Below are 20,004 nucleotides of genomic sequence, written 5' to 3'. Positions count from 1 at the left end.
TTCTTTGGTCTACCGGCCCCTATCCGTTAACATAGTCGGCTTTTTCATCGCGGGAGTTCAGGCAGTATGGCGCAGCAGTATCAACCGGGGCAACGCTGGATCAGCGACAGCGAAGCCGAGCTCGGCCTGGGTACCATCCTGGCGCAGGATGGCCGCCTATTGACCGTGCTCTACCCGGCCACTGGCGACACCCGCCAGTATTCCCTGCGCAATGCGCCGCTGACCCGTGTGCGTTTCTCGCCAGGCGACCAGATCACGCATTTCGAAGGCTGGAAGCTGACCGTGCGCGAAGTCGAGGATGCCGATGGGCTGCTGGTCTACCACGGCCTCGACGGGCAGAACCAAGCCCGCGTACTGCCGGAGACCCAGCTCTCCAACTTCATCCAGTTCCGCCTGGCCAGCGACCGCCTGTTCGCCGGGCAGATCGACCCGTTGTCCTGGTTCTCCCTGCGCTACAACACCCTGCAACACACCAGCAAGCAGATGCTGTCGACGCTCTGGGGCCTGGGGGGCTGCCGTGCGCAACCTATCGCCCACCAGTTGCACATCGCCCGCGAGGTCGCCGACCGGATCGCCCCGCGCGTATTGCTGGCCGATGAAGTGGGCCTGGGCAAGACCATCGAAGCCGGCCTGGTGATCCACCGCCAGTTGCTCAATGGCCGCGCCAGCCGCGTGCTGATCCTGGTACCGGAAAACCTCCAGCACCAGTGGCTGGTGGAAATGCGCCGCCGCTTCAACCTGCAGGTGGCACTGTTCGATGCCGAGCGCTTCGTCGAAAGCGATGCCAGCAACCCCTTCGAGGACGCCCAGCTCGCCCTGGTGGCGCTGGAATGGCTGGTGGACGACGAGAAAGCCCAGGACGCCCTGTTCGCGGCGGGCTGGGACTTGATGGTGGTCGACGAAGCCCACCACCTGGTCTGGCACGAAGAACAGGCCAGCCCGGAATATGCCCTGGTCGAACAACTGGCCCAGGTCATCCCCGGCGTGCTGTTGCTCACCGCCACGCCCGAGCAGCTGGGCCAGGACAGCCACTTCGCCCGCCTGCGCTTGCTCGACCCCAACCGCTTCCATGACCTGGCCGCCTTCCGCGCCGAAAGCGAGCACTATCGCCCGGTGGCAGAGGCCGTCCAGGAACTGCTCGACGAAGGCCGCCTGTCGCCCAAGGCCCACGCCACCATTGCCGGTTTCCTCGGCGCCGAGGGCGAAGCCCTGCTGGGCGCGGTCAGCGACGGCGACAGCCAGGCCAGCGCTCGCCTGATCCGCGAACTGCTCGACCGCCACGGCACCGGCCGCGTGCTGTTCCGTAACACCCGTGCCGCGATCCAGGGCTTCCCCGAGCGCCAATTGCACCCCTACCCACTGCCCAACCCGCAGCAATACGTCGACCTGCCGAGCGGCGAGCGAGCCGAGCTGTACCCGGAAGTGGCCTTCCAGGCCCAGGGCGAGGCTGGCGACGACGAACGCTGGTGGCGTTTCGACCCGCGGGTGGACTGGCTGATCGACACCCTGAAGATGCTCAAGCGCACCAAGGTCCTGGTGATCTGCGCCCATGCCGAAACCGCCATGGACCTGGAAGACGCCCTGCGCGTGCGCTCCGGTATTCCGGCCACGGTCTTCCATGAAGGCATGAGCATCCTCGAGCGCGACCGCGCCGCGGCCTACTTCGCCGACGAGGAATTCGGTGCCCAGGTCCTGATCTGTTCGGAAATCGGCAGCGAAGGCCGCAACTTCCAGTTCGCCCATCACCTGGTGATGTTCGACCTGCCGGCACACCCGGACCTGCTCGAACAGCGTATCGGCCGCCTTGACCGGATCGGCCAGAAGCACACCATCGAGCTGCATATCCCCTACCTGCAGGACAGCCCGCAAGAGCGCCTGTTCCAGTGGTACCACCTGGGCCTGAACGCGTTCCTCAATACCTGCCCGACCGGCAACGCGTTGCAACACCAGTTCGGCCCCCGCCTGCTGGCACTGCTCGAGGGCGGCGAGGCCAAGGCCTGGGATACGCTGGTGGGCGAGGCACGAACCGAGCGCGAACGCCTGGAAGCCGAGTTGCACACCGGCCGCGACCGCTTGCTGGAGCTCAACTCCGGCGGTGCCGGCGAAGGCCAGGCGCTGGTCGAGGCGATCCTCGAGCAGGACGACCAGTTCGCCCTGCCGATCTACATGGAAACCCTGTTCGATGCCTTCGGCATCGACAGCGAAGACCATTCGGAAAACGCCCTGATCCTCAAGCCGAGCGAGAAGATGCTCGACGCCAGCTTCCCGCTGGGCGACGACGAAGGCGTGACCATCACCTACGACCGCAACCAGGCGCTGTCGCGCGAGGACATGCAGTTCCTGACCTGGGAACACCCGATGGTCCAGGGCGGCATGGACCTGGTGCTGTCCGGCTCCATGGGCAACACTGCCGTGGCGCTGATCAAGAACAAGGCGCTCAAACCCGGCACCGTGCTGCTCGAGCTGCTCTATGTCAGCGAGGTGGTAGCCCCGCGCAGCCTGCAGCTGGGCCGCTACCTGCCTCCGGCCGCCCTGCGCTGCCTGCTCGATGCCAACGGCAACGACCTGGCCCCACGCGTGGCGTTCGAAACCCTCAACGACCAGCTGGAAAGCGTGCCCAAGGCCAGCGCCAACAAGTTCGTCCAGGCCCAACGCGACGTGCTGGCCAAACGTATCGCCGACGGCGAGGCCAAGGTCCTGCCGACCCACATCGAACGCGTGGCCGAGGCCCAGCGCCGCCTGGCAGCGCAGGCCGACGAGGAGCTTGCCCGCCTGACTGCGCTCAAGGCCGTCAACCCAAGCGTGCGCGACAGCGAGATCGAGGCCCTGCGCAAGCAACGTGAAGACGGGCTGGCCATGCTCGACAAGGCCGCCCTGCGCCTGGAGGCGATCCGCGTATTGGTCGCGGGCTGATGGCACGGTAACAAGGGCTGCTTTGCAGCCCATCGCGGCCTTGTGCCGCGAAAGGGGCGCAAGGCGCCCCTTCGGCCTTAGAACATCGCGCTATCAAGCCAATATCCAAATGGTTGAAATCAAAATGCCATTAACCAGGCTGGCTTGAACTCCCATTCCTATACTGCTGCTGAACGGTCTCCTCCGGCTTTTTGGGGACGAGTGAGAACTCGACGAAGAGGCGAGCAATGGAGTGGTTGGGACTGCACCTGTTCGACACCCTGCCGACAACCGGCCAAATCATCCTGGACTGCCGCCACGACCCCCTCCTGGTGCTGCTTGCCTATGGGATCGCGTGCATCGCCTGCTTCGCGACCCTGGACATGACCGAGCGTCAGAGCCAGAGCGAAGACCCCACCGCTCGTCGACAGTGGCGCGTACTGGGCGCTTGCTGCCTGGCGGCGGGCATTTGGGCGCTGCACTTCACCAGTACACTGGCCCTGCAAGCACCGGTGGAAGTGCGTTACGACGTCCCCCTGACCGGCTTGTCGCTGCTCGTCGCCCTGCTCGCTGCCTGGCTGGCGATGAACAGCCTCGACCGTGTCGACATGCGCCCTCGCCATTATGTGCAAGGCGCACTGCTCATCGGGCTGGGCATCACGGTGATGCACTACGTGGGCATGGCTGCGCTCAATACCAGCGCTCGCCCGTACTACCACCCGGAACTATCATTGGCTTCGCTGGGCATCGCCATCGCCGCCAGCCTGGCGGCCTTGCTGATGGCGCGCGCTATCAGCAAGGGCAGCGGTACCCTGCACCTGGCCGGCAAATACGCGGCCAGCCTGCTCCTGGGCGGCGGCCTGCTGCTGACCCACTTCGCCAGCATGGCCGCCATGACCTTGGTGGCGCCCGCCGGCAGCCCCCTGCACTTGCCCACTACCGACAACAGCCTGCAATTGGCCCTGACCGTGGCCTTCATCACGCTGTTGATCAGCGGCAGCAGCATCAGTGCCGCCCTGGCAGACCGTAAGCTGCAAAGCAAGGAACATGACCTGCGCCGGGTCAACGTGCTGCTCAGCCAACTGGACCAAGCGCGCGCATCCCTGCAACAGGCGGCTCACTACGATGCCCTGACCAACCTGGTCAATCGTCGCGGGTTCAACCAGGTATTCGCCGAACGCCTGGCCGAACTTTCCGCCAATGAGCGCATGCTGGCTGTGATGTTTTTGGATATCGACCACTTCAAGCGCATCAATGACAGCCTGGGCCATGCGGCGGGCGATGAGTTGCTCAAAGTGATTGCCGGCCATATCAAGGCCGCCACCCGCAACCACGACGTGGTGGCGCGCTTCGGTGGCGACGAGTTCTGCATCGTCACCAGCCTCAACAGCCGTGACGAGGCACGCCATCTGGCGCAACGCATCATGCAGCGGATGAAGGACCCGATCGACCTGGGGGGGCGACGCATGGTCATGACCACCAGCATCGGCATCAGCATCTTCCCCGATGACGGGCGCACCGCCGAGGAACTGCTCAAGAACGCCGACCTTGCGCTGTACCAGTCCAAAGGTTGCGGTCGCAACAGCCTGAACTTCTTCAATAACGGCTTGAAGACCCGCGCGACTCTGGAGTTGCAACTGGAGGAGGAGTTGCGGGTCGCCCTGCTCGAGGAGCGCGGCCTGTGCGTGCACTACCAGCCGATCTTCGACCTGCACAACGGCCAGGTGGCCAAGCTGGAAGCCCTGGTACGCTGGCAACACCCCCAACACGGCCTGCTGAGCCCGGATCGCTTCATCGGTATCGCCGAGGCCAATGGCCTGATCGCCGACCTCGACTTGTGGGTGTTGCGCCGTGCCTGCCAGGACCTGGCCTCGCTCCATCGCCAAGGCCATGCCGAGCTCAAGGTCACGGTCAACTGTTCGGCCGTGACCCTGGGCCGGGAAGAACTGCCCAACGAAGTGGAAATGGCCTTGTTCGAGGCGGGCCTGGCCCCAAGGCACCTGGAGTTGGAGGTCACCGAGAATGCGCTGATGGGCGATATCCAGCGGGTCGTCAGCTTGCTCAAGCGGGTACGCGCACAGGGTGTTGCCTTGTCGATCGATGATTTCGGCACCGGGTACTCATCGCTGGCCTACCTCAAGCGCCTGCCTCTGGATGTGCTGAAGATCGATCGTTCGTTCATCCAGGAAGTGCCCGGCAGCCAGAAAGACCGCGAGATCGTCCAGGCCATCATCGTCATGGCCCATACCCTGCACCTGCAAGTGGTAACCGAAGGCGTCGAGACCCTCGAACAACACGCGTTCCTCGCCGCCCATGGTTGCGACTACCTGCAGGGCTACCTGCTCAGCCGCCCGGTGGCGCTGGCCGAGCTGCGCTCGACCCTCGACCGCCTCGAGCGCCAGGCCGTAGGCTTCAACCCTTGTTGCGATACAGTTCGACCAGGGTCGCTGGATCTTTTTGCAGATACCCCTGGCTACCATGCAAGCGCATCAGTTGCGCGGCAAGGCCACTGACCGGCGTCGCCGAACCCTGCTCGCGGGAAAACTTCACTGCAGTGTCCAGGTCCTTGAGCAAGGTGCGTACATGCCACTTGATCGGTTCGAAGCGGCTCTCGGCCATCTGCGGCGCCAGGATCTGCAATGGCTTGGAATCGGCGAAACCGCCGGCCAGGGCTTCGGCGATCAGTCGTGCATCCACGCCAGACTGCTCGGCCAGGGCCACCACCTCGGCAATCACCAACGCATTGCAGGCGACGATCATCTGGTTGCAGGCCTTGGTCACTTGGCCTGCGCCGACTGCACCCATATGGGTCACCCGCTGCCCGAGCGTCAGCAGCACCGGGCGAGCCCGTTCCAGGTCACCCGCCTCGCCGCCCACCATGATCGCCAGGGTGCCCGCCTCGGCCCCAGGCGTGCCTCCGGAAACCGGGGCATCCAGCCAGGCCATGCCGCACAACGCCGCCAGTTCGGCCGCCATTTCGCGGGTAGCGGTTGGCTCCAGGCTGGAGAAGTCCACCAGCAACTGCCCCTGGCGCCCACCTTCGGCCACCCCTCCCTCACCGAACACCACTTCGCGCACCACCGACGTATCGGCCAGGCACAACAACACCATGTCAGTGTCGCGGCACAAGTCGGCAGGGGTTGCGGCCAGCCGTGCCCCGGCCGCTACCAGCCCGGCACATTTTTCAGGGCTGCGGTTCCATACCACCAAGGGGTAACCCGCCGCCAGCAAGCGCCGACACATCGGCAAACCCATCAGGCCGATCCCGGCAAACCCCAGCGTAGGCAATGCAGTACTCATGAGCGACTCCATAACAGATGAACAGGAAGCACGGAGGCCGATCATACATCGCTGCGCTGTCGCGCATGGCACACAGGGCGCAAGCGCAACGAGCCAGCTTCATTACGCATACCGTAAACTGTTACCGCAGTGCCGAATTCCCAGCGATTGTTACCAACGGCCACCTTGGCTGAACGTCGGCAAGCATTCGCCCCCACTGCGCTGTGCGTTTTTACGCACCAAAACGGCGCAGCGTCACTGGGTTTTCTTTTCTTGCATCACCACGAACGGCGAAACCACCACCGCCCAAATCACCGGATCACGGCTCTGAATGTCTAGCGCCTGCTCCGCGGATACCGGCGCGACAGTGCCATCATTACGCCACTTGGCGAAGATCTCGCTGCGATTCTCGGCCATTGCCTCGGCAACTGCGATGAGGTCCAGGCTCGGGTCCACCCAAATCAGATCACCCTTCGCCCAGAAACGTTCCAGTGCCTTCCACTCGATGGTCGCCGTTTCGCCGAGCAATTTGGCATAGAGGGTGCTTGCTTGATCGGTCATGGGGTTCTCCACAAAAATTCGGCCATGAAAAAAGGCCGGCATTTTTGCAGAAAAACCCGGTTTCAAATATGTAATTTGATCGATTAACCCCGAAGTTGTGGGGCGGGGCCAAGGATGCAGGCAAAGTAATGGCGCTTTTCTGTATCTTTGTTTCGATCAGGCGACACCCTGGGAAACTGGCACTTTTCGCCCGCTTTTCAAGCGCTCGAAGGGCGCTCTACACTGTACCGGTACAGTTCCGGGACATGTTCCGGGGAAGGTGGGCTTGCGACATGGCGTAGCCGTGCCGGAGACCGCCCGATCTGTAGCCCTGGCCGCCAGGACTATAAGAATTACAACAGAATGAGTGGAGCACTATGATCAAGATTTCCAAGCTGTTCGCCGCAATGGTACTGGCCGGGGTTGCCAGCCATTCGTTTGCCGCCGATACCATCAAGATCGGTATCGCCGGGCCCAAGACCGGCCCGGTCACCCAGTATGGCGACATGCAGTTCGTTGGCGCCAAGCAGGCCATCAAGGACATCAACGCCAAGGGCGGCATCGACGGCAAGATGCTCGAAGCCAAGGAATACGACGACGCGTGCGACCCTAAACAGGCCGTGGCCGTCGCCAACAAAGTGGTCAACGATGGCGTCAAGTTCGTGGTCGGCCACCTGTGCTCCAGCTCCACCCAGCCTGCGTCCGACATCTACGAAGACGAAGGCGTGATCATGATCACCCCGGCCGCCACCAGCCCGGAAATCACCGCCCGTGGCTACAAGCTGGTGTTCCGCACCATCGGCCTGGACAGCGCCCAAGGCCCGGCCGCCGGCAACTACATCGCCGACCACGTCAAGCCGAAGGTCGTCGCGGTCCTGCACGACAAGCAGCAGTACGGCGAGGGCATCGCCACCGCGGTCAAGCAGACCCTGGAAGGCAAGAACGTCAAGGTCGCGGTCTTCGAAGGCCTGAACGCCGGTGACAAGGACTTCTCCTCGATCATCCAGAAGCTCAAGCAGAACAACGTCGACTTCGTCTACTACGGCGGCTACCACCCAGAGCTGGGCCTGATCCTGCGCCAAGCCCAGGAGAAAGGCCTGAAAGCCAAGTTCATGGGCCCGGAAGGCGTCGGCAACGACTCCATCTCGCAGATCGCCCAGAACGCCTCCGAAGGCCTGCTGGTCACCCTGCCCAAGTCCTTCGACGCCGACCCGGCGAACAAGGCCATCGTCGATGCCATCAAGGCCGACGGCAAGGACCCGAGCGGTCCGTTCGTGTTCCCGGCCTACTCCGCCGTCCAGGTGATCGCTGACGGCATCAAGGCCGCCGGCACCAGCGACGACGCCGAGAAAGTGGCCGCGGAAATCCACAAGGGCACCTTCAAGACCCCGACCGGCGACCTGTCGTTCGACGACAAGGGCGACCTCAAGGACTTCAAGTTCGTGGTCTACGAATGGCACTTCGGCAAGCCGAAGACCGAAGTCTCCCCTCAGTAACTGCGTGACTAATAGCTGACCGAGAAGCCCACTGTGCGAGCAGTGGGCTTTGTTTTACGAGGTTCATGGGCCTGATCCCCGCGATCCGGGGGCGGGTTCACCTGAAAATCTTAAAACCGTCACCCGCGGTTTCCTGGCCGTACCCCCTGCCAGTGAAATGCAAATCAGGTTTTTAGGAGCGCTGTAATGCCTGAGATCTACCATTTCTTCCAACAACTGGTTAATGGATTGACCATCGGCAGCACCTATGCCTTGATCGCCATCGGCTACACCATGGTGTACGGCATCATCGGCATGATCAACTTCGCCCACGGCGAGGTGTACATGATCGGATCCTACGTGGCCTTCATCGCCCTGGCGGGCCTGGCCATGATGGGTATCGATTCGCTGCCCCTGCTGATGACCGTGGCCTTCATCGCCACCATCGTCGTTACCAGTGCCTATGGCTACAGTATCGAACGGGTTGCCTACCGCCCCCTGCGCAACAGCAACCGCCTGATCCCGCTGATTTCCGCCATCGGCATGTCGATCTTCCTGCAGAACACCGTCCTGCTTTCGCAGGATTCCAAGGACAAGTCCATCCCCAACCTGATCCCCGGCTCCATCTCCTTCGGGCCAGGCGGTGCCGAGGAAGTCCTGGTGTCCTACATGCAGATCCTGGTATTCGTGGTCACCCTGGTGGCCATGACCTGCCTCACCCTGTTCATCTCCCGTTCCCGCCTGGGCCGCGCCTGCCGTGCCTGTGCCGAGGACATCAAGATGGCCAACCTGCTGGGCATCAACACCAACAACATCATCGCCCTGACCTTCGTCATCGGTGCCGCGCTGGCGGCGGTGGCGGCCGTGCTGCTGAGCATGCAGTACGGCGTGATCAACCCCAACGCCGGTTTCCTGGTAGGCCTGAAGGCCTTCACCGCAGCGGTTCTGGGGGGCATCGGCAGCATCCCGGGCGCCATGCTCGGTGGCCTGGTGCTGGGCGTGGCCGAAGCCTTCGGCGCCGACATCTTCGGCGACCAGTACAAGGACGTGGTGGCATTCGGGCTCTTGGTTCTTGTCCTGCTGTTCCGGCCGACCGGCATCCTGGGCCGTCCGGAGGTTGAAAAAGTATGAACAGAAATCTCAAACAGGCGCTGTTCAGCGTCGCCCTGGTCTGGGCCGTGGCGTTCCCGGTGCTTGGCCTGAAACTCAGCATCGACGGCATCAACCTGGTGGTACACAGCCAGGGGCCGTTCACCCTCTCGATCATCGCCATCTGCTCAGTGTTGATGTTCCTGCGAGTGCTGTTCGACAAACAGTGGAGCGCAGCGATGCGCGGCCGCTCGGAGCGCAAGCTGATCCCTGCGTCGGTCACCAACTACCTGACCCTGCCCAAGACCCAGCGTTGGGTCATCATGGGCCTGATCGTGGTGGCACTGGTCTGGCCGTTCTTCGGTTCGCGGGGCGCGGTCGACATCGCCACGCTGATCCTCATCTATGTGTTGCTGGGCCTTGGCCTGAACATCGTGGTGGGGCTGGCGGGCCTGCTGGACCTGGGCTACGTCGGTTTCTACGCCGTCGGCGCCTACAGCTACGCCCTGCTGTCGCACTACTTCGGCCTGAGCTTCTGGATCTGCCTGCCGATCGCCGGCCTGATGGCTGCGACCTTCGGCTTCCTGCTCGGCTTCCCGGTGCTGCGCCTGCGGGGTGACTACCTGGCGATCGTGACCCTGGGCTTTGGCGAGATCATCCGCCTGTTCCTGCGTAACCTCACCGGCCTGACCGGTGGCCCCAACGGCATCAGCAACATCGAGAAGCCGACCTTCTTCGGCCTGACCTTCGAACGTCGCGCTGCCGAAGGGATGCAGACCTTCCACGAGTTCTTCGGCCTGCAGTACAACTCGATCAACAAGGTGATCTTCCTCTACCTGGTCGCCCTGTTGCTGGCGTTGCTGGCGCTGTTCGTGATCAACCGCCTGCTGCGCATGCCGATCGGCCGCGCCTGGGAAGCGCTGCGCGAGGACGAGATCGCCTGCCGTGCACTGGGCCTGAACCCGACCGTGATCAAGCTGTCGGCCTTCACCCTGGGTGCCTGCTTCGCCGGTTTCGCCGGCAGCTTCTTCGCTGCCCGCCAAGGGCTGGTGACACCGGAGTCGTTCACCTTCATCGAGTCGGCGATCATCCTCGCCATCGTCGTGCTCGGCGGCATGGGCTCTCAGCTGGGCGTGATCCTCGCGGCCATCGTGATGATCCTGCTGCCGGAGCTGATGCGTGAGTTCAGCGAGTACCGCATGCTGATGTTCGGTGCGCTGATGGTATTGATGATGATCTGGCGTCCGCAGGGCCTGCTGCCCATGCAACGTCCCCATATGGAGCTGCGTCGATGAGCCGCGAAATTCTGCAAGTCAGCGGCCTGAGCATGCGCTTCGGCGGCTTGTTGGCGGTGAATGGCGTGGGCCTGACCGTCAAGGAAAAACAGGTGGTGGCATTGATCGGCCCCAACGGTGCCGGCAAGACCACCGTGTTCAACTGCCTGACCGGCTTCTACAAGCCCAGCGGCGGCACCATCCTGCTCGATGGCCAGCCGATCCAGGGCCTGGCCGGGCACCAGATCGCCCGCAAGGGCGTGGTGCGGACCTTCCAGAACGTGCGCCTGTTCAAGGAGATGACCGCGCTGGAGAACCTGCTGATCGCCCAGCACCGCCACCTGAACACCAACTTCTTCGCCGGCCTGTTCAAGACGCCGAGCTTCCGCCGCAGCGAGAAAGAGGCCATGGAGCGCGCGCAGTACTGGCTGGAGAAGGTCAACCTGACCGAGTTCGCCAACCGTACCGCCGGCACCCTGGCCTACGGCCAGCAGCGCCGCCTGGAAATCGCCCGCTGCATGATGACCCAGCCCCGGATCATCATGCTCGACGAACCAGCCGCCGGCCTGAACCCCAAGGAGACCGAGGACCTCAAGGCCCTGATCGCCTACCTGCGCGAATCCCACAACGTGACCGTGCTGCTGATCGAGCACGACATGAAGCTGGTGATGAGCATTTCCGACCACATCGTGGTGATCAACCAGGGCACGCCCCTGGCCGACGGTACGCCGGAAGAGATTCGCGGCAACCCTGATGTGATCAAGGCCTACCTGGGGGAGGCGTAAATGCTGAAGTTCGAGAACGTTTCCACCTTCTACGGCAAGATCCAGGCGCTGCACAGCGTCAACGTGGAGATCAACCAGGGCGAGATCGTCACCCTGATCGGCGCCAACGGCGCCGGCAAGTCGACATTGCTGATGACCCTCTGCGGCTCGCCCCAGGCACACAGCGGCAGCATCAAGTACCTGGGTGAGGAACTGGTCGGCCAGCCCTCCTCGCACATCATGCGCAAGAGTATCGCGGTCGTGCCGGAAGGCCGCCGTGTGTTCGCCCGCCTGACCGTGGAGGAGAACCTGGCGATGGGCGGCTTCTTCACCAACAAGGGCGACTATCAGGAGCAGTTGGACAAGGTCCTGCAGCTGTTCCCTCGCCTGAAGGAGCGCTACGTGCAGCGTGGCGGCACCATGTCCGGCGGCGAGCAGCAGATGCTGGCCATCGGCCGGGCGCTGATGAGCAAGCCCAAGCTGTTGTTGCTGGACGAACCCTCCCTCGGCCTTGCGCCGATCATCATCCAGCAGATCTTCGACATCATCGAACAGCTGCGCCGCGACGGCGTGACGGTGTTCCTGGTGGAGCAGAACGCCAACCAGGCGTTGAAGATCGCCGACCGTGCCTATGTACTGGAGAACGGCAAGGTGGTGATGCAGGGTACCGGCGAGGCACTGCTGGTCGACCCGAAAGTGCGCGACGCCTACCTTGGGGGGTGACCGGGAAAAGGGCCTTCGGGCTAATGCCAGTCATTTAAGCCTTTGCATTTGGGGCTGCTTCGCAGCCCATCGCCGGCAAGCCGGCTCCCACAGGTTCCGCGGTGCCTACAACAGCAGCGCAGGACAGGTGGGAGCAACTGTCTTGAGTTGCTTGTCTGCTGGCAAGCCAGTTCCCCTGGTATGGCGGTGTCTTTGAAACAGCGCGGGACAGGTGGGAGCCGGCTTGCCGGCGATGGGGCCTTAACTGACAGGCATTCGCCTTCGGGCCCTTTTTTCTGCCTGCCGCTATATCGCCTATGCTGGCCGAAAACTTGTGATCCCGGCAAAGCCTGAGTAACGTGGCCAGCTCCTTGGCAAAAGATCCCCCGGAGTCCACCCCATGCGCCTCACCCCTCCCTTGCTGCTCGCCACCCTGCTGCCGCTGTTCGCGGGCTGCCAGTTGCTGGCGGACAAGCCTGCCGACCCGAACATCGGCACCCTGCGCATGCAGGGCGAGTTGAGCGCCGGGGGTGGCAAGCTGCTGTTCAAGCCGTGCACCGAAGCCCGCCGTTTCGTGGTCAATGACGTCGGTGCCACAGGCCTGTTGCAGGAGGCCGCCAACCTGGCCGACGACGCAGGCGACAAACTATTCGCGGACGTACGCGGGCGCCTGGCCGGCAGCAGGCAGGCCGACAATGATGGCCGCCTCGACGTGCAACGCCTGTATCGCCTGGAACCCTCCACCCGCGCCTGCGAAGACCCCAACTTCAAGCAGCTGACCTTGCGCGCCGATGGCCAGGAACCGTTCTGGTCGGTGAAGGCCAGCGGCAAGGGCATGATCATCGAGCGCCCCGGCAAAGACCCACTGCCCCTGCCCTTCCTCGAAGAAGAAGTGCCCGGCGGCGGCCTGACCCTGAGCAGCGAAGCCAACGGCCAGCACGTGGAGCTGTGGGTCGCACCGCAACGCTGCGTCGACAGCATGAGCGGCGCCGTGCGCCACCTGCGCGCCGAGCTGCGCATCGACGGCCAGACCCTGCAAGGCTGCGGCTACTACGGCGGTGCCCGCGACAACTGATCGCCTGGGTGCTTTTATCCTCCAGTCGAGGCAGCTAACAGCTTATACTTGGCGGTTTGTGTAAAGCCGCCGGCCGCCCATGGCCGGGATACTGGACCCTGCCATGCTACGAATCACCGAACTGAAGCTGCCCCTGGATCACGCCGACGAAGCGCTGCGCGAGGCCATCGTGCAACGCCTGGGCATCACCGATGAGCAGCTGCTCGGCTTCACCCTGTTCAAGCGCAGCTACGACGCGCGCAAGAAGAACAGCGAACTGCTGTTCATCTATACCATCGACCTGGAAGCGAGCAACGAAGCCGAGCTGCTGCGCAAGTTCGCCGATGATCGCAACATCGGCCCAGCCCCGGACGTGACCTACAAGTTCGTCGGCCAGGCCCCGGCCGACCTGCAGGAGCGCCCGATCGTGGTCGGCTTCGGCCCGTGCGGCATCTTCGCAGGCCTGTTGCTGGCACAAATGGGCTTCAGGCCGATCATCCTCGAGCGTGGCAAGGAAGTGCGTCAGCGCACCAAGGACACCTGGGGCCTGTGGCGCAAGAGCGTGCTCAACCCCGAGTCCAACGTGCAGTTCGGCGAAGGCGGCGCCGGGACGTTCTCCGACGGCAAGCTGTACAGCCAGATCAAGGACCCGAACCATCACGGGCGCAAGGTCCTGGAAGAATTCGTCAAGGCCGGTGCGCCAGAAGAAATCCTCTACATTAACAAGCCGCACATCGGTACCTTCCGCCTGACCGGCATGGTCGAGCAGATGCGCCAGGACATGATCGCCCTGGGCGCCGAAGTGCGCTTCCAGCAGAAGGTCACCGACCTGCTGGTCGAAGATGGCCAGCTGGCCGGCGTGGTATTGGAGAGTGGTGAGCAGCTGCACTCGCGCCACGTGGTCCTGGCCTTGGGTCACAGTGCCCGCGACACCTTCCGCATGCTGCATGCCAAGGGTGTGTACATGGAAGCCAAGCCGTTCTCGGTCGGTTTCCGCATCGAGCACCCTCAGACGCTGATCGACAAGGCGCGCCTAGGCAAGTACGCCGGCCACCCGAAACTGGGCGCTGCCGACTACAAGCTGGTGTACCACGCCAAGAACGGTCGGTCGGTGTACAGCTTCTGCATGTGCCCGGGCGGCACCGTGGTAGCGGCCACCAGCGAGCCAGGCCGGGTCGTCACCAACGGCATGAGCCAGTATTCGCGGAACGAGCGCAACGCCAACTCCGGCATCGTCGTCGGCATCGACCCGGAGCGCGACTACCCGGGCGGCCCGCTGGCTGGGATCGAGCTGCAAGAACGCCTGGAAGCCCATGCCTATGTCATGGGCGGCAGCAACTACCAGGCGCCGGCACAGCTGGTCGGCGATTTCGTCGCAGGCCGTGCCTCCACCGAACTGGGCAGCGTCGAGCCTTCGTACAAGCCAGGGGTCACCCTGGGCGACCTGGCACCCAGCCTGCCGGATTTCGCCATCGAAGCCATCCGCGAGGCCCTGCCGGCGTTCGACCGCCAGATCAAAGGCTACAACCTGCACGACGCGGTGCTGACCGGCATCGAGACGCGCACCTCATCGCCGGTACGCATCACCCGTGGCGCGGACTACCAGAGCCTGAACCTCAAAGGCCTGTACCCGGCCGGTGAAGGGGCCGGTTATGCGGGTGGTATTCTGTCCGCCGGCGTCGATGGCATCCGCATCGCTGAAGCCGTGGCCCGTGACATGCTGGGGCTCGATGGCTGAGTACCTGGCCATCGAACATGCAACCCGCTCCCCATAGAACAACGCAAGACTATTTGGTTTTGCGGACCCTGTGGGAGCGGCGGTGCGGCGGTCCGACTTGTCCTGCGATCAGGCCCGCCCCGATGTCACCGTCGCCAAGCAAGGGCTTCGCCCTTGATCGCGGGGCAAGCCCGTGCCTACAAAACCACACAAAAATCAGAAAATTCCCCTCATCACACTTCCCAAAGTTCTCTAGGCTTCGCGAATCGGGCCGTAAAACCCTATGACAAAAGCGCAGGGCATCTGGGTTTCAAAGCCGTCACCCTAGGGTTTATCTTTTTCAACACCAAACCTGCTCATGGAGACCCGTTTGGCCGTGCGTAACCTTATTTCCCGTTTCCTCCAACTGGAAGCCGCCGGAGGCCTGTTGCTGATCGCCGCTGCCGTACTTGCGTTGATCATCAACAACTCCCCGCTTGCCTACCTCTATGGCGGGCTGCTCGATGTGCCGGTCGCGGTCCAGGTCGGCACCCTGCAGATCGCCAAACCACTGCTGTTGTGGATCAACGATGGCCTGATGGCGCTGTTCTTCCTGCTGATCGGTCTGGAGGTCAAGCGTGAGATCGTCGAAGGCCACCTGTCCAAGCCGTCGCAGGTGGTGCTGCCTGCCACCGCCGCTATCGGCGGCATGTTGGTGCCGGCGCTGATCTACTGGTACATCAACCGCGACAACCCTACCGCCATCGCCGGCTGGGCCATCCCCACCGCGACCGATATCGCCTTCGCCCTCGGCGTGCTGGCACTGCTCGGCAAGCGGGTGCCGGTGTCATTGAAGCTGTTCCTGATGACCCTGGCGATCATCGATGACCTGGGCGCCATCGTCATCATCGCCCTGTTCTACTCCGGCAGCCTGTCGAGCCTGTCGTTGATGCTGGCCGGTGCGTGCCTGCTGGCGCTGCTGGCCATGAACCGGCTCGGCGTGGTGAAGCTGGCGCCCTACCTGCTGGTGGGCCTTGTGCTGTGGGTCTGCGTGCTCAAGAGCGGTGTGCATGCGACCCTGGCGGGTGTCGCCCTGGCGCTGTGCATTCCTCTGCGCACCCAGCATGCCGAGCCGTCGCCCCTGCTGCGCCTCGAACATGCCCTGCACCCCTGGGTCGCCTATGCCATCCTGCCTTTGTTCGCCTTCGCCAACGCAGGCGTATCCCTGGCTGGCATGACCGTGGACAGCTTCACCCACCCGGTGCCCATGGGCATCGCCATCGGCCTGCTGCTGGGCAAGACGGTCGGAGTGTTCGGCCTGACCTGGATCGCCGTCAAGCTGCGCCTGGCGGCACTGCCCACTGGTGCGAACTGGGGGCAAGTGCTGGGCGTGGCCGTTCTGTGCGGCATCGGCTTCACCATGAGCCTGTTCGTCGGCTCCCTGGCCTTCGTGCCCGGCGCCAGCGACTTCGCCGGCATGGACCGCATGGGCATCCTCACCGGCTCGCTGTTCGCTGCGCTGATCGGTTATGGGATCACCGCGATGGCCAGTCACAAGTCGCCTGGCAACTGATCGCCCGAGCAACAAAAAACCCCGACCGGCCTGGGCCGTGTCGGGGTTTTTTGTTGCCTGCGCCGATCAGTGGGTGACGCGGCTGGTGCCATCGACCGTCAGGATGCGAACACGCTCGCCGACGCGGAAGATCTCGTTCTGCTGCACTTGCTGCACATAGGCGCGCATGCTGCCGTCGTCTTCACGTACGGTGATCTCCACGCCCTGGGTACGGGTCAGGCCTTCCTCGGCAGCGGAACCTGCCAGGCCGCCAGCAACAGCGCCGATCACCGCGGCAACGATGCTGCCGCGACCGCCACCGATGGCGCTACCGGCCACACCACCGACCACGGCACCTGCACCGCCGCCGATCGGGGTCTTGGTACCCTCGATCTTCACAGGGCGCAGGGATTCGATGGTGCCCATGCGCACGGTCTGTACACGGCGGGCCTCGTCTCGGGAATAGCTGTCACCGGACAGGTTCGACGCACAACCGCCGAGCAACAGCGACAGGGTGGTGAAGCTAGCCACCAGCAAAACGGATTTACGCATGGGAAAACTCTCCATAAGTCAGGTGTCCATTAGACCCCGTGCGTTGACGACTGTCACGACACATACGTTATAAAACTGTGTTTATTCAGCGTTGGTACAGCCTACGAAGCTTAAGGCGCCAGGCGCTCACGCAGCCACTGGCCGTCCACCTTGCGGTAGTTCAGGCGGTCGTGCAGCCGGCTGGCGCGCCCTTGCCAGAACTCGATGCGCTCAGGCAGCAAGCGGTACCCGCCCCAATGCGCGGGGCAATGGGGTTGGCTATCGGAGAAACGCGCTTCGGTGGCCTTGACCAGCCCTTCGAGCGCCTCACGACCGGCGATGACCCGGCTCTGGGGCGAGGCCCAGGCCCCCAGGCGGCTGCCCAGCGGACGTACCTGGTAGTAGTCGTCGGACTCCTTGGCCGTGACCTTTTCCACCCGCCCTTCGATCCGCACCTGGCGCTCCAGTGCCGGCCAGAAGAACGTCATGGCGGCAAAAGGGTTGGCCAGCAAATGCTGGCCCTTGGCGCTGTCGTAGTTGGTGAAGAAGGTGAAACCACGCTCGTCGAGCCCCTTGAGCAGCAGCACCCGGCAATGCGGGCGACCTTCGCCATCGACGGTGGCAAGCGTCATGGCATTGGCTTCCACCGGCGCCTGCTCGGTCTTCACCGCCTCGCCGAACCATTGGTGGAACAGGGCGAACGGCTCTCCCGGGGCCTGGTCTTCGGTCAGGCCATCGCGGGTGTAGTCGCGGCGCATATCGGCCAGGGACTGGGTCATGACAGCGTATCCTTAACGGTCAGTTGGTCTTGGCAGAAGCTACTTTCTTCTCGGTGGTGGCCTTCTTGGCTGCCGGTTTTGCCGTGGCCTTCTTCTTCGCAGTGGTCTTGGCCGGCGCCTTGGCCTTGGCGGTGGTTTTTTTCGCCGCAGGCTTGGCGGTGGCCTTCGCTGCTGGCTTGGCAGCTGGTGCCTTGTCCTGGACTGCGACCATCGAGGCCGGTGCAGGGGCCGGCGCAGCCTGCTGGTACTTGGCCAGCAGCGCCACCATGGTGTTCTGCGGGGTCAGCAACATTTCCACGCGGCGGTTCAGGGCGCGGCCTTCAGCGCTGTCGTTGGCAGCACGAGGCATGACCGAGCCCATGCCCTTGAGGGTCAGGCGGTCACGCTGCAGGCCGCTGAGACGGAAGATCGCCGACACCGAGGCGGCGCGCTCGAGGCTGAGTTTCTGGTTGGCAGCGGCGGCGCCGCTGGTGTCGGCATGGCCCAGCACCAACACGGCGGTCTTGGGGTCTGTTTCGACGGTCTTGGCCACGCGGGTGATCGGGCCCAGGGTCATCGGCAACAGCATGTTCGGGCGGTCCGGGTTGTACGAACCATCCACCGGGATGGTCACCGCCAACACGTTGTCACGGCGTTCGAGCTCGAACTTGCTGCCCTTGATCGCTTCGCGCACCTTGGGCTCGTACTCGTCCAGCCAAGCCTGGGTGGCCTTCTGGTCGATCTTCGGCACCACCGGGCCCTTGGCCTGCTTATCGTCACCGCCGAATGGCCACCACCAGCGGCTGGAGCTCTCGGACTTGGCGTCGGCCTTGGCCACCTTCTCGGTCACGGCCTCCTTCACTTCCTGCTCGGCGACTTTGTCCGAGCCGAAGGGCCACCAGCTGAGGCCCGCGTCGCTCGACGCGTTCTGCGAGTGCTGGGCGCAACCGGTCGCGGCCAGGCACAGGGCGAGTGCTAAGGTTTTATGTGAAGACATCAGCGATACACCATGAATTAGAAAGAGATTTTGCCCACACACACCAGGCGTTGGCATTGAGGATAGTCAAAGGGTCCGGGCAATACCCGCATTACCCGATCAAAGGCAACTGGCAAGGACGCGCACCAGTTTCTGGGCCCGGGGGTCCATCAACACGTAGGGGCCAAGGGTATTGGTGACGAAACCGAAGGCCACGTCGTGCTCCGGGTCGGCGAACCCGACCGAACCACCGGCTCCCGGGTGACCGAAGGCACGCGGCCCCAGGCCGAAGGTGGCATTGGCCACGTCAGGCTGGTCGAGCATGCAGCCCAGGCCGAAGCGGGTCTGGGTCAACAGGGTGCGGTCCTGGCCGAGGCTGTGTTCACGGGTCAGCTCATCGAGCAGCTCCGACTCCAAGAGGCTGCCGTCGAGCAGGCCTGCATAGAAGCCCGCCAGGCTACGTGCATTGCCGTGGCCATTGGCCGCCGGTTGCTGCATGCGTCGCCACTCGGGCTTGTTGGTGCTGGTGAGGATGGCCGGCGGGTTGGTGAACGCCCGGGTCGACAAGGCCTCAGGCTCGCGCAGGGTGACCTGCAGCAGGCGCTGGGCGGCCGCGTCGCCGGGGTTGCCCTTGCCACGGGCGATGTGCGCCACGCGGTGGAACTCTTCGTCGGCCAGGCCCACATGGAAGTCCAGGCCCAGGGGCCGGGCGGTACGCGCCACGATGGATTCGCCTGGGCCGCGCCCATCGACGCGGCTGATCAGCTCGCCGATCAGCCAGCCGTAGGTGATCGCGGCATAGCCATGCTCGGTACCGGGCACCCACCAGGGCGCCTCGGCCGCGAGGGCATCGACCATGGTCTGCCAGTCGTACAGCGCCTCGGCCGGCAGCAGCTCACGGATAGCCGGCAGGCCGGCACGGTGGCTGAGCAGTTGGCGCAGGGTCACGGCCTCTTTGCCGGCCTGGGCGAATTCAGGCCAGTAGCGGGCCACGGGGGCGTCCAGGGCCAGCTTGCCCTCGCCTACCAGTTGCAAGGCCGTCACGGCGGTGAAGGTCTTGGTGCAGGAGAATAGGTTGGCAATGGTGTCGCTGTGCCAGGCTTCCCGTCCGTCCTTGTCGGCGCTACCGGCCCACAGGTCGACCACGGTTTCGCCGCCGACCTGGATGCACAACGCCGCACCCCGTTCCTGGGCATCTTCGAACAACGCGGCGAAGGCCTCGCGCACCGCCTCGAACTTAAGCTCATAGTGACCCTGGATCTGCACCCGACCGCTCTCCGTACGACTTTTCTCAACAAAGTCGTGCATTGTTCCAGTAGTTGGCCGATTTGCAAACTGAATGTGGCCGGATGGTCGTGCTTGATGGCAGACCAGTGTCTGCCCTCATTGCAGGGCAAGCCCCTCCTACAAGGGGCTGCGCCG

Annotated in this window: 16 protein-coding genes; 10 read left to right on the top strand and 6 right to left on the bottom strand. The window is 63.8% G+C overall.

What is annotated here, in order from left to right; translation table 11 throughout:
• The first annotated feature begins 66 nt into the window (after positions 1-66).
• The gene (gene rapA, locus ACXHGZ_RS04280; protein ID WP_480462561.1) at positions 67-2,913 is read left to right on the top strand and encodes an RNA polymerase-associated protein RapA; all 2,847 of its coding nucleotides are present in this window, start codon (positions 67-69) and stop codon (positions 2,911-2,913) included.
• Between the two features lie 227 nt (positions 2,914-3,140).
• Complete coding sequence (locus ACXHGZ_RS04275; RefSeq protein WP_480462559.1) at positions 3,141-5,405, top strand: putative bifunctional diguanylate cyclase/phosphodiesterase; 2,265 nt, start codon at positions 3,141-3,143, stop codon at positions 5,403-5,405.
• Here the strand turns inward: ACXHGZ_RS04275 and ACXHGZ_RS04270 are convergent.
• Both ACXHGZ_RS04270 and ACXHGZ_RS04265 read right to left on the bottom strand, forming a co-directional pair.
• A complete protein-coding gene (locus ACXHGZ_RS04270; protein WP_084856103.1) occupies positions 5,305-6,192 on the bottom strand; it encodes an NAD(P)-dependent oxidoreductase in 888 nt (295 codons plus the stop codon). The genes ACXHGZ_RS04275 and ACXHGZ_RS04270 overlap by 101 nt on opposite strands.
• Before the next feature lie 234 nt (positions 6,193-6,426).
• A complete protein-coding gene (locus ACXHGZ_RS04265) occupies positions 6,427-6,732 on the bottom strand; it encodes a DUF2288 domain-containing protein (RefSeq protein WP_480462557.1) in 306 nt (101 codons plus the stop codon).
• Between the two features lie 356 nt (positions 6,733-7,088).
• Between ACXHGZ_RS04265 and ACXHGZ_RS04260 the strand changes: the two genes are divergently transcribed.
• The 8 genes from ACXHGZ_RS04260 (at position 7,089) to nhaA (ending at position 16,338) form a co-directional block, all read left to right on the top strand.
• Positions 7,089-8,207 carry a branched-chain amino acid ABC transporter substrate-binding protein gene (locus ACXHGZ_RS04260; RefSeq protein ID WP_368829693.1) on the top strand — a complete coding sequence of 373 codons (1,119 nt, stop codon included), beginning with the start codon at positions 7,089-7,091 and terminating at the stop codon, positions 8,205-8,207.
• A 186-nt stretch (positions 8,208-8,393) separates the two neighbouring features.
• Positions 8,394-9,317: a high-affinity branched-chain amino acid ABC transporter permease LivH gene (gene livH / locus ACXHGZ_RS04255; RefSeq protein ID WP_084856094.1), complete on the top strand. Its 924-nt coding sequence runs from the start codon at positions 8,394-8,396 to the stop codon at positions 9,315-9,317.
• Positions 9,314-10,570, top strand: a complete 1,257-nt coding sequence (locus tag ACXHGZ_RS04250; RefSeq protein WP_084856091.1) for a high-affinity branched-chain amino acid ABC transporter permease LivM — start codon at positions 9,314-9,316, stop codon at positions 10,568-10,570. The genes livH and ACXHGZ_RS04250 overlap by 4 nt, the downstream gene beginning before the upstream one ends.
• Entirely contained in the window at positions 10,567-11,334 is a 768-nt protein-coding gene (gene livG, locus ACXHGZ_RS04245; protein WP_084856089.1) for a high-affinity branched-chain amino acid ABC transporter ATP-binding protein LivG, read from the top strand. Before ACXHGZ_RS04250 ends, livG begins: the two co-directional genes overlap by 4 nt.
• Positions 11,335-12,036 carry an ABC transporter ATP-binding protein gene (locus ACXHGZ_RS04240; protein ID WP_043215137.1) on the top strand — a complete coding sequence of 234 codons (702 nt, stop codon included), beginning with the start codon at positions 11,335-11,337 and terminating at the stop codon, positions 12,034-12,036.
• Positions 12,037-12,415: 379 nt separating this feature from the next.
• Positions 12,416-13,090: a COG3650 family protein gene (locus tag ACXHGZ_RS04235; RefSeq protein WP_480462553.1), complete on the top strand. Its 675-nt coding sequence runs from the start codon at positions 12,416-12,418 to the stop codon at positions 13,088-13,090.
• A 103-nt stretch (positions 13,091-13,193) separates the two neighbouring features.
• On the top strand, positions 13,194-14,807 hold the full coding sequence (locus ACXHGZ_RS04230) for an NAD(P)/FAD-dependent oxidoreductase (RefSeq protein ID WP_480462551.1): 1,614 nt from the start codon (positions 13,194-13,196) through the stop codon (positions 14,805-14,807).
• A gap of 355 nt (positions 14,808-15,162) precedes the next feature.
• Positions 15,163-16,338 (top strand): Na+/H+ antiporter NhaA, encoded by a 1,176-nt coding sequence (nhaA, locus tag ACXHGZ_RS04225; protein WP_480462549.1) that lies wholly within the window; start codon positions 15,163-15,165, stop codon positions 16,336-16,338.
• 66 nt (positions 16,339-16,404) lie between these two features.
• Here the strand turns inward: nhaA and ACXHGZ_RS04220 are convergent, their stop codons facing one another.
• The 4 genes from ACXHGZ_RS04220 to ACXHGZ_RS04205 all read right to left on the bottom strand — a co-directional run bounded on the left by ACXHGZ_RS04220 (position 16,405) and on the right by ACXHGZ_RS04205 (position 19,848).
• A complete protein-coding gene (locus ACXHGZ_RS04220) occupies positions 16,405-16,869 on the bottom strand; it encodes an outer membrane lipoprotein (RefSeq protein WP_084856081.1) in 465 nt (154 codons plus the stop codon).
• Positions 16,870-16,979: 110 nt separating this feature from the next.
• Complete coding sequence (gene pdxH / locus ACXHGZ_RS04215) at positions 16,980-17,627, bottom strand: pyridoxamine 5'-phosphate oxidase (RefSeq protein WP_480462547.1); 648 nt, start codon at positions 17,625-17,627, stop codon at positions 16,980-16,982.
• Positions 17,628-17,646: 19 nt separating this feature from the next.
• Positions 17,647-18,603, bottom strand: coding sequence for an OmpA family protein (locus tag ACXHGZ_RS04210; protein WP_480462545.1), 957 nt, complete (start codon positions 18,601-18,603; stop codon positions 17,647-17,649).
• A 99-nt stretch (positions 18,604-18,702) separates the two neighbouring features.
• On the bottom strand, positions 18,703-19,848 hold the full coding sequence (locus ACXHGZ_RS04205; protein ID WP_480462544.1) for a serine hydrolase domain-containing protein: 1,146 nt from the start codon (positions 19,846-19,848) through the stop codon (positions 18,703-18,705).
• Positions 19,849-20,004 lie beyond the last annotated feature (156 nt).

The organism is Pseudomonas shiyinii (assembly GCF_056725765.1).
The sequence above is the reverse complement of the archived record's forward strand: the minus strand, read 5'-3'. Positions and strand labels throughout refer to the sequence as shown.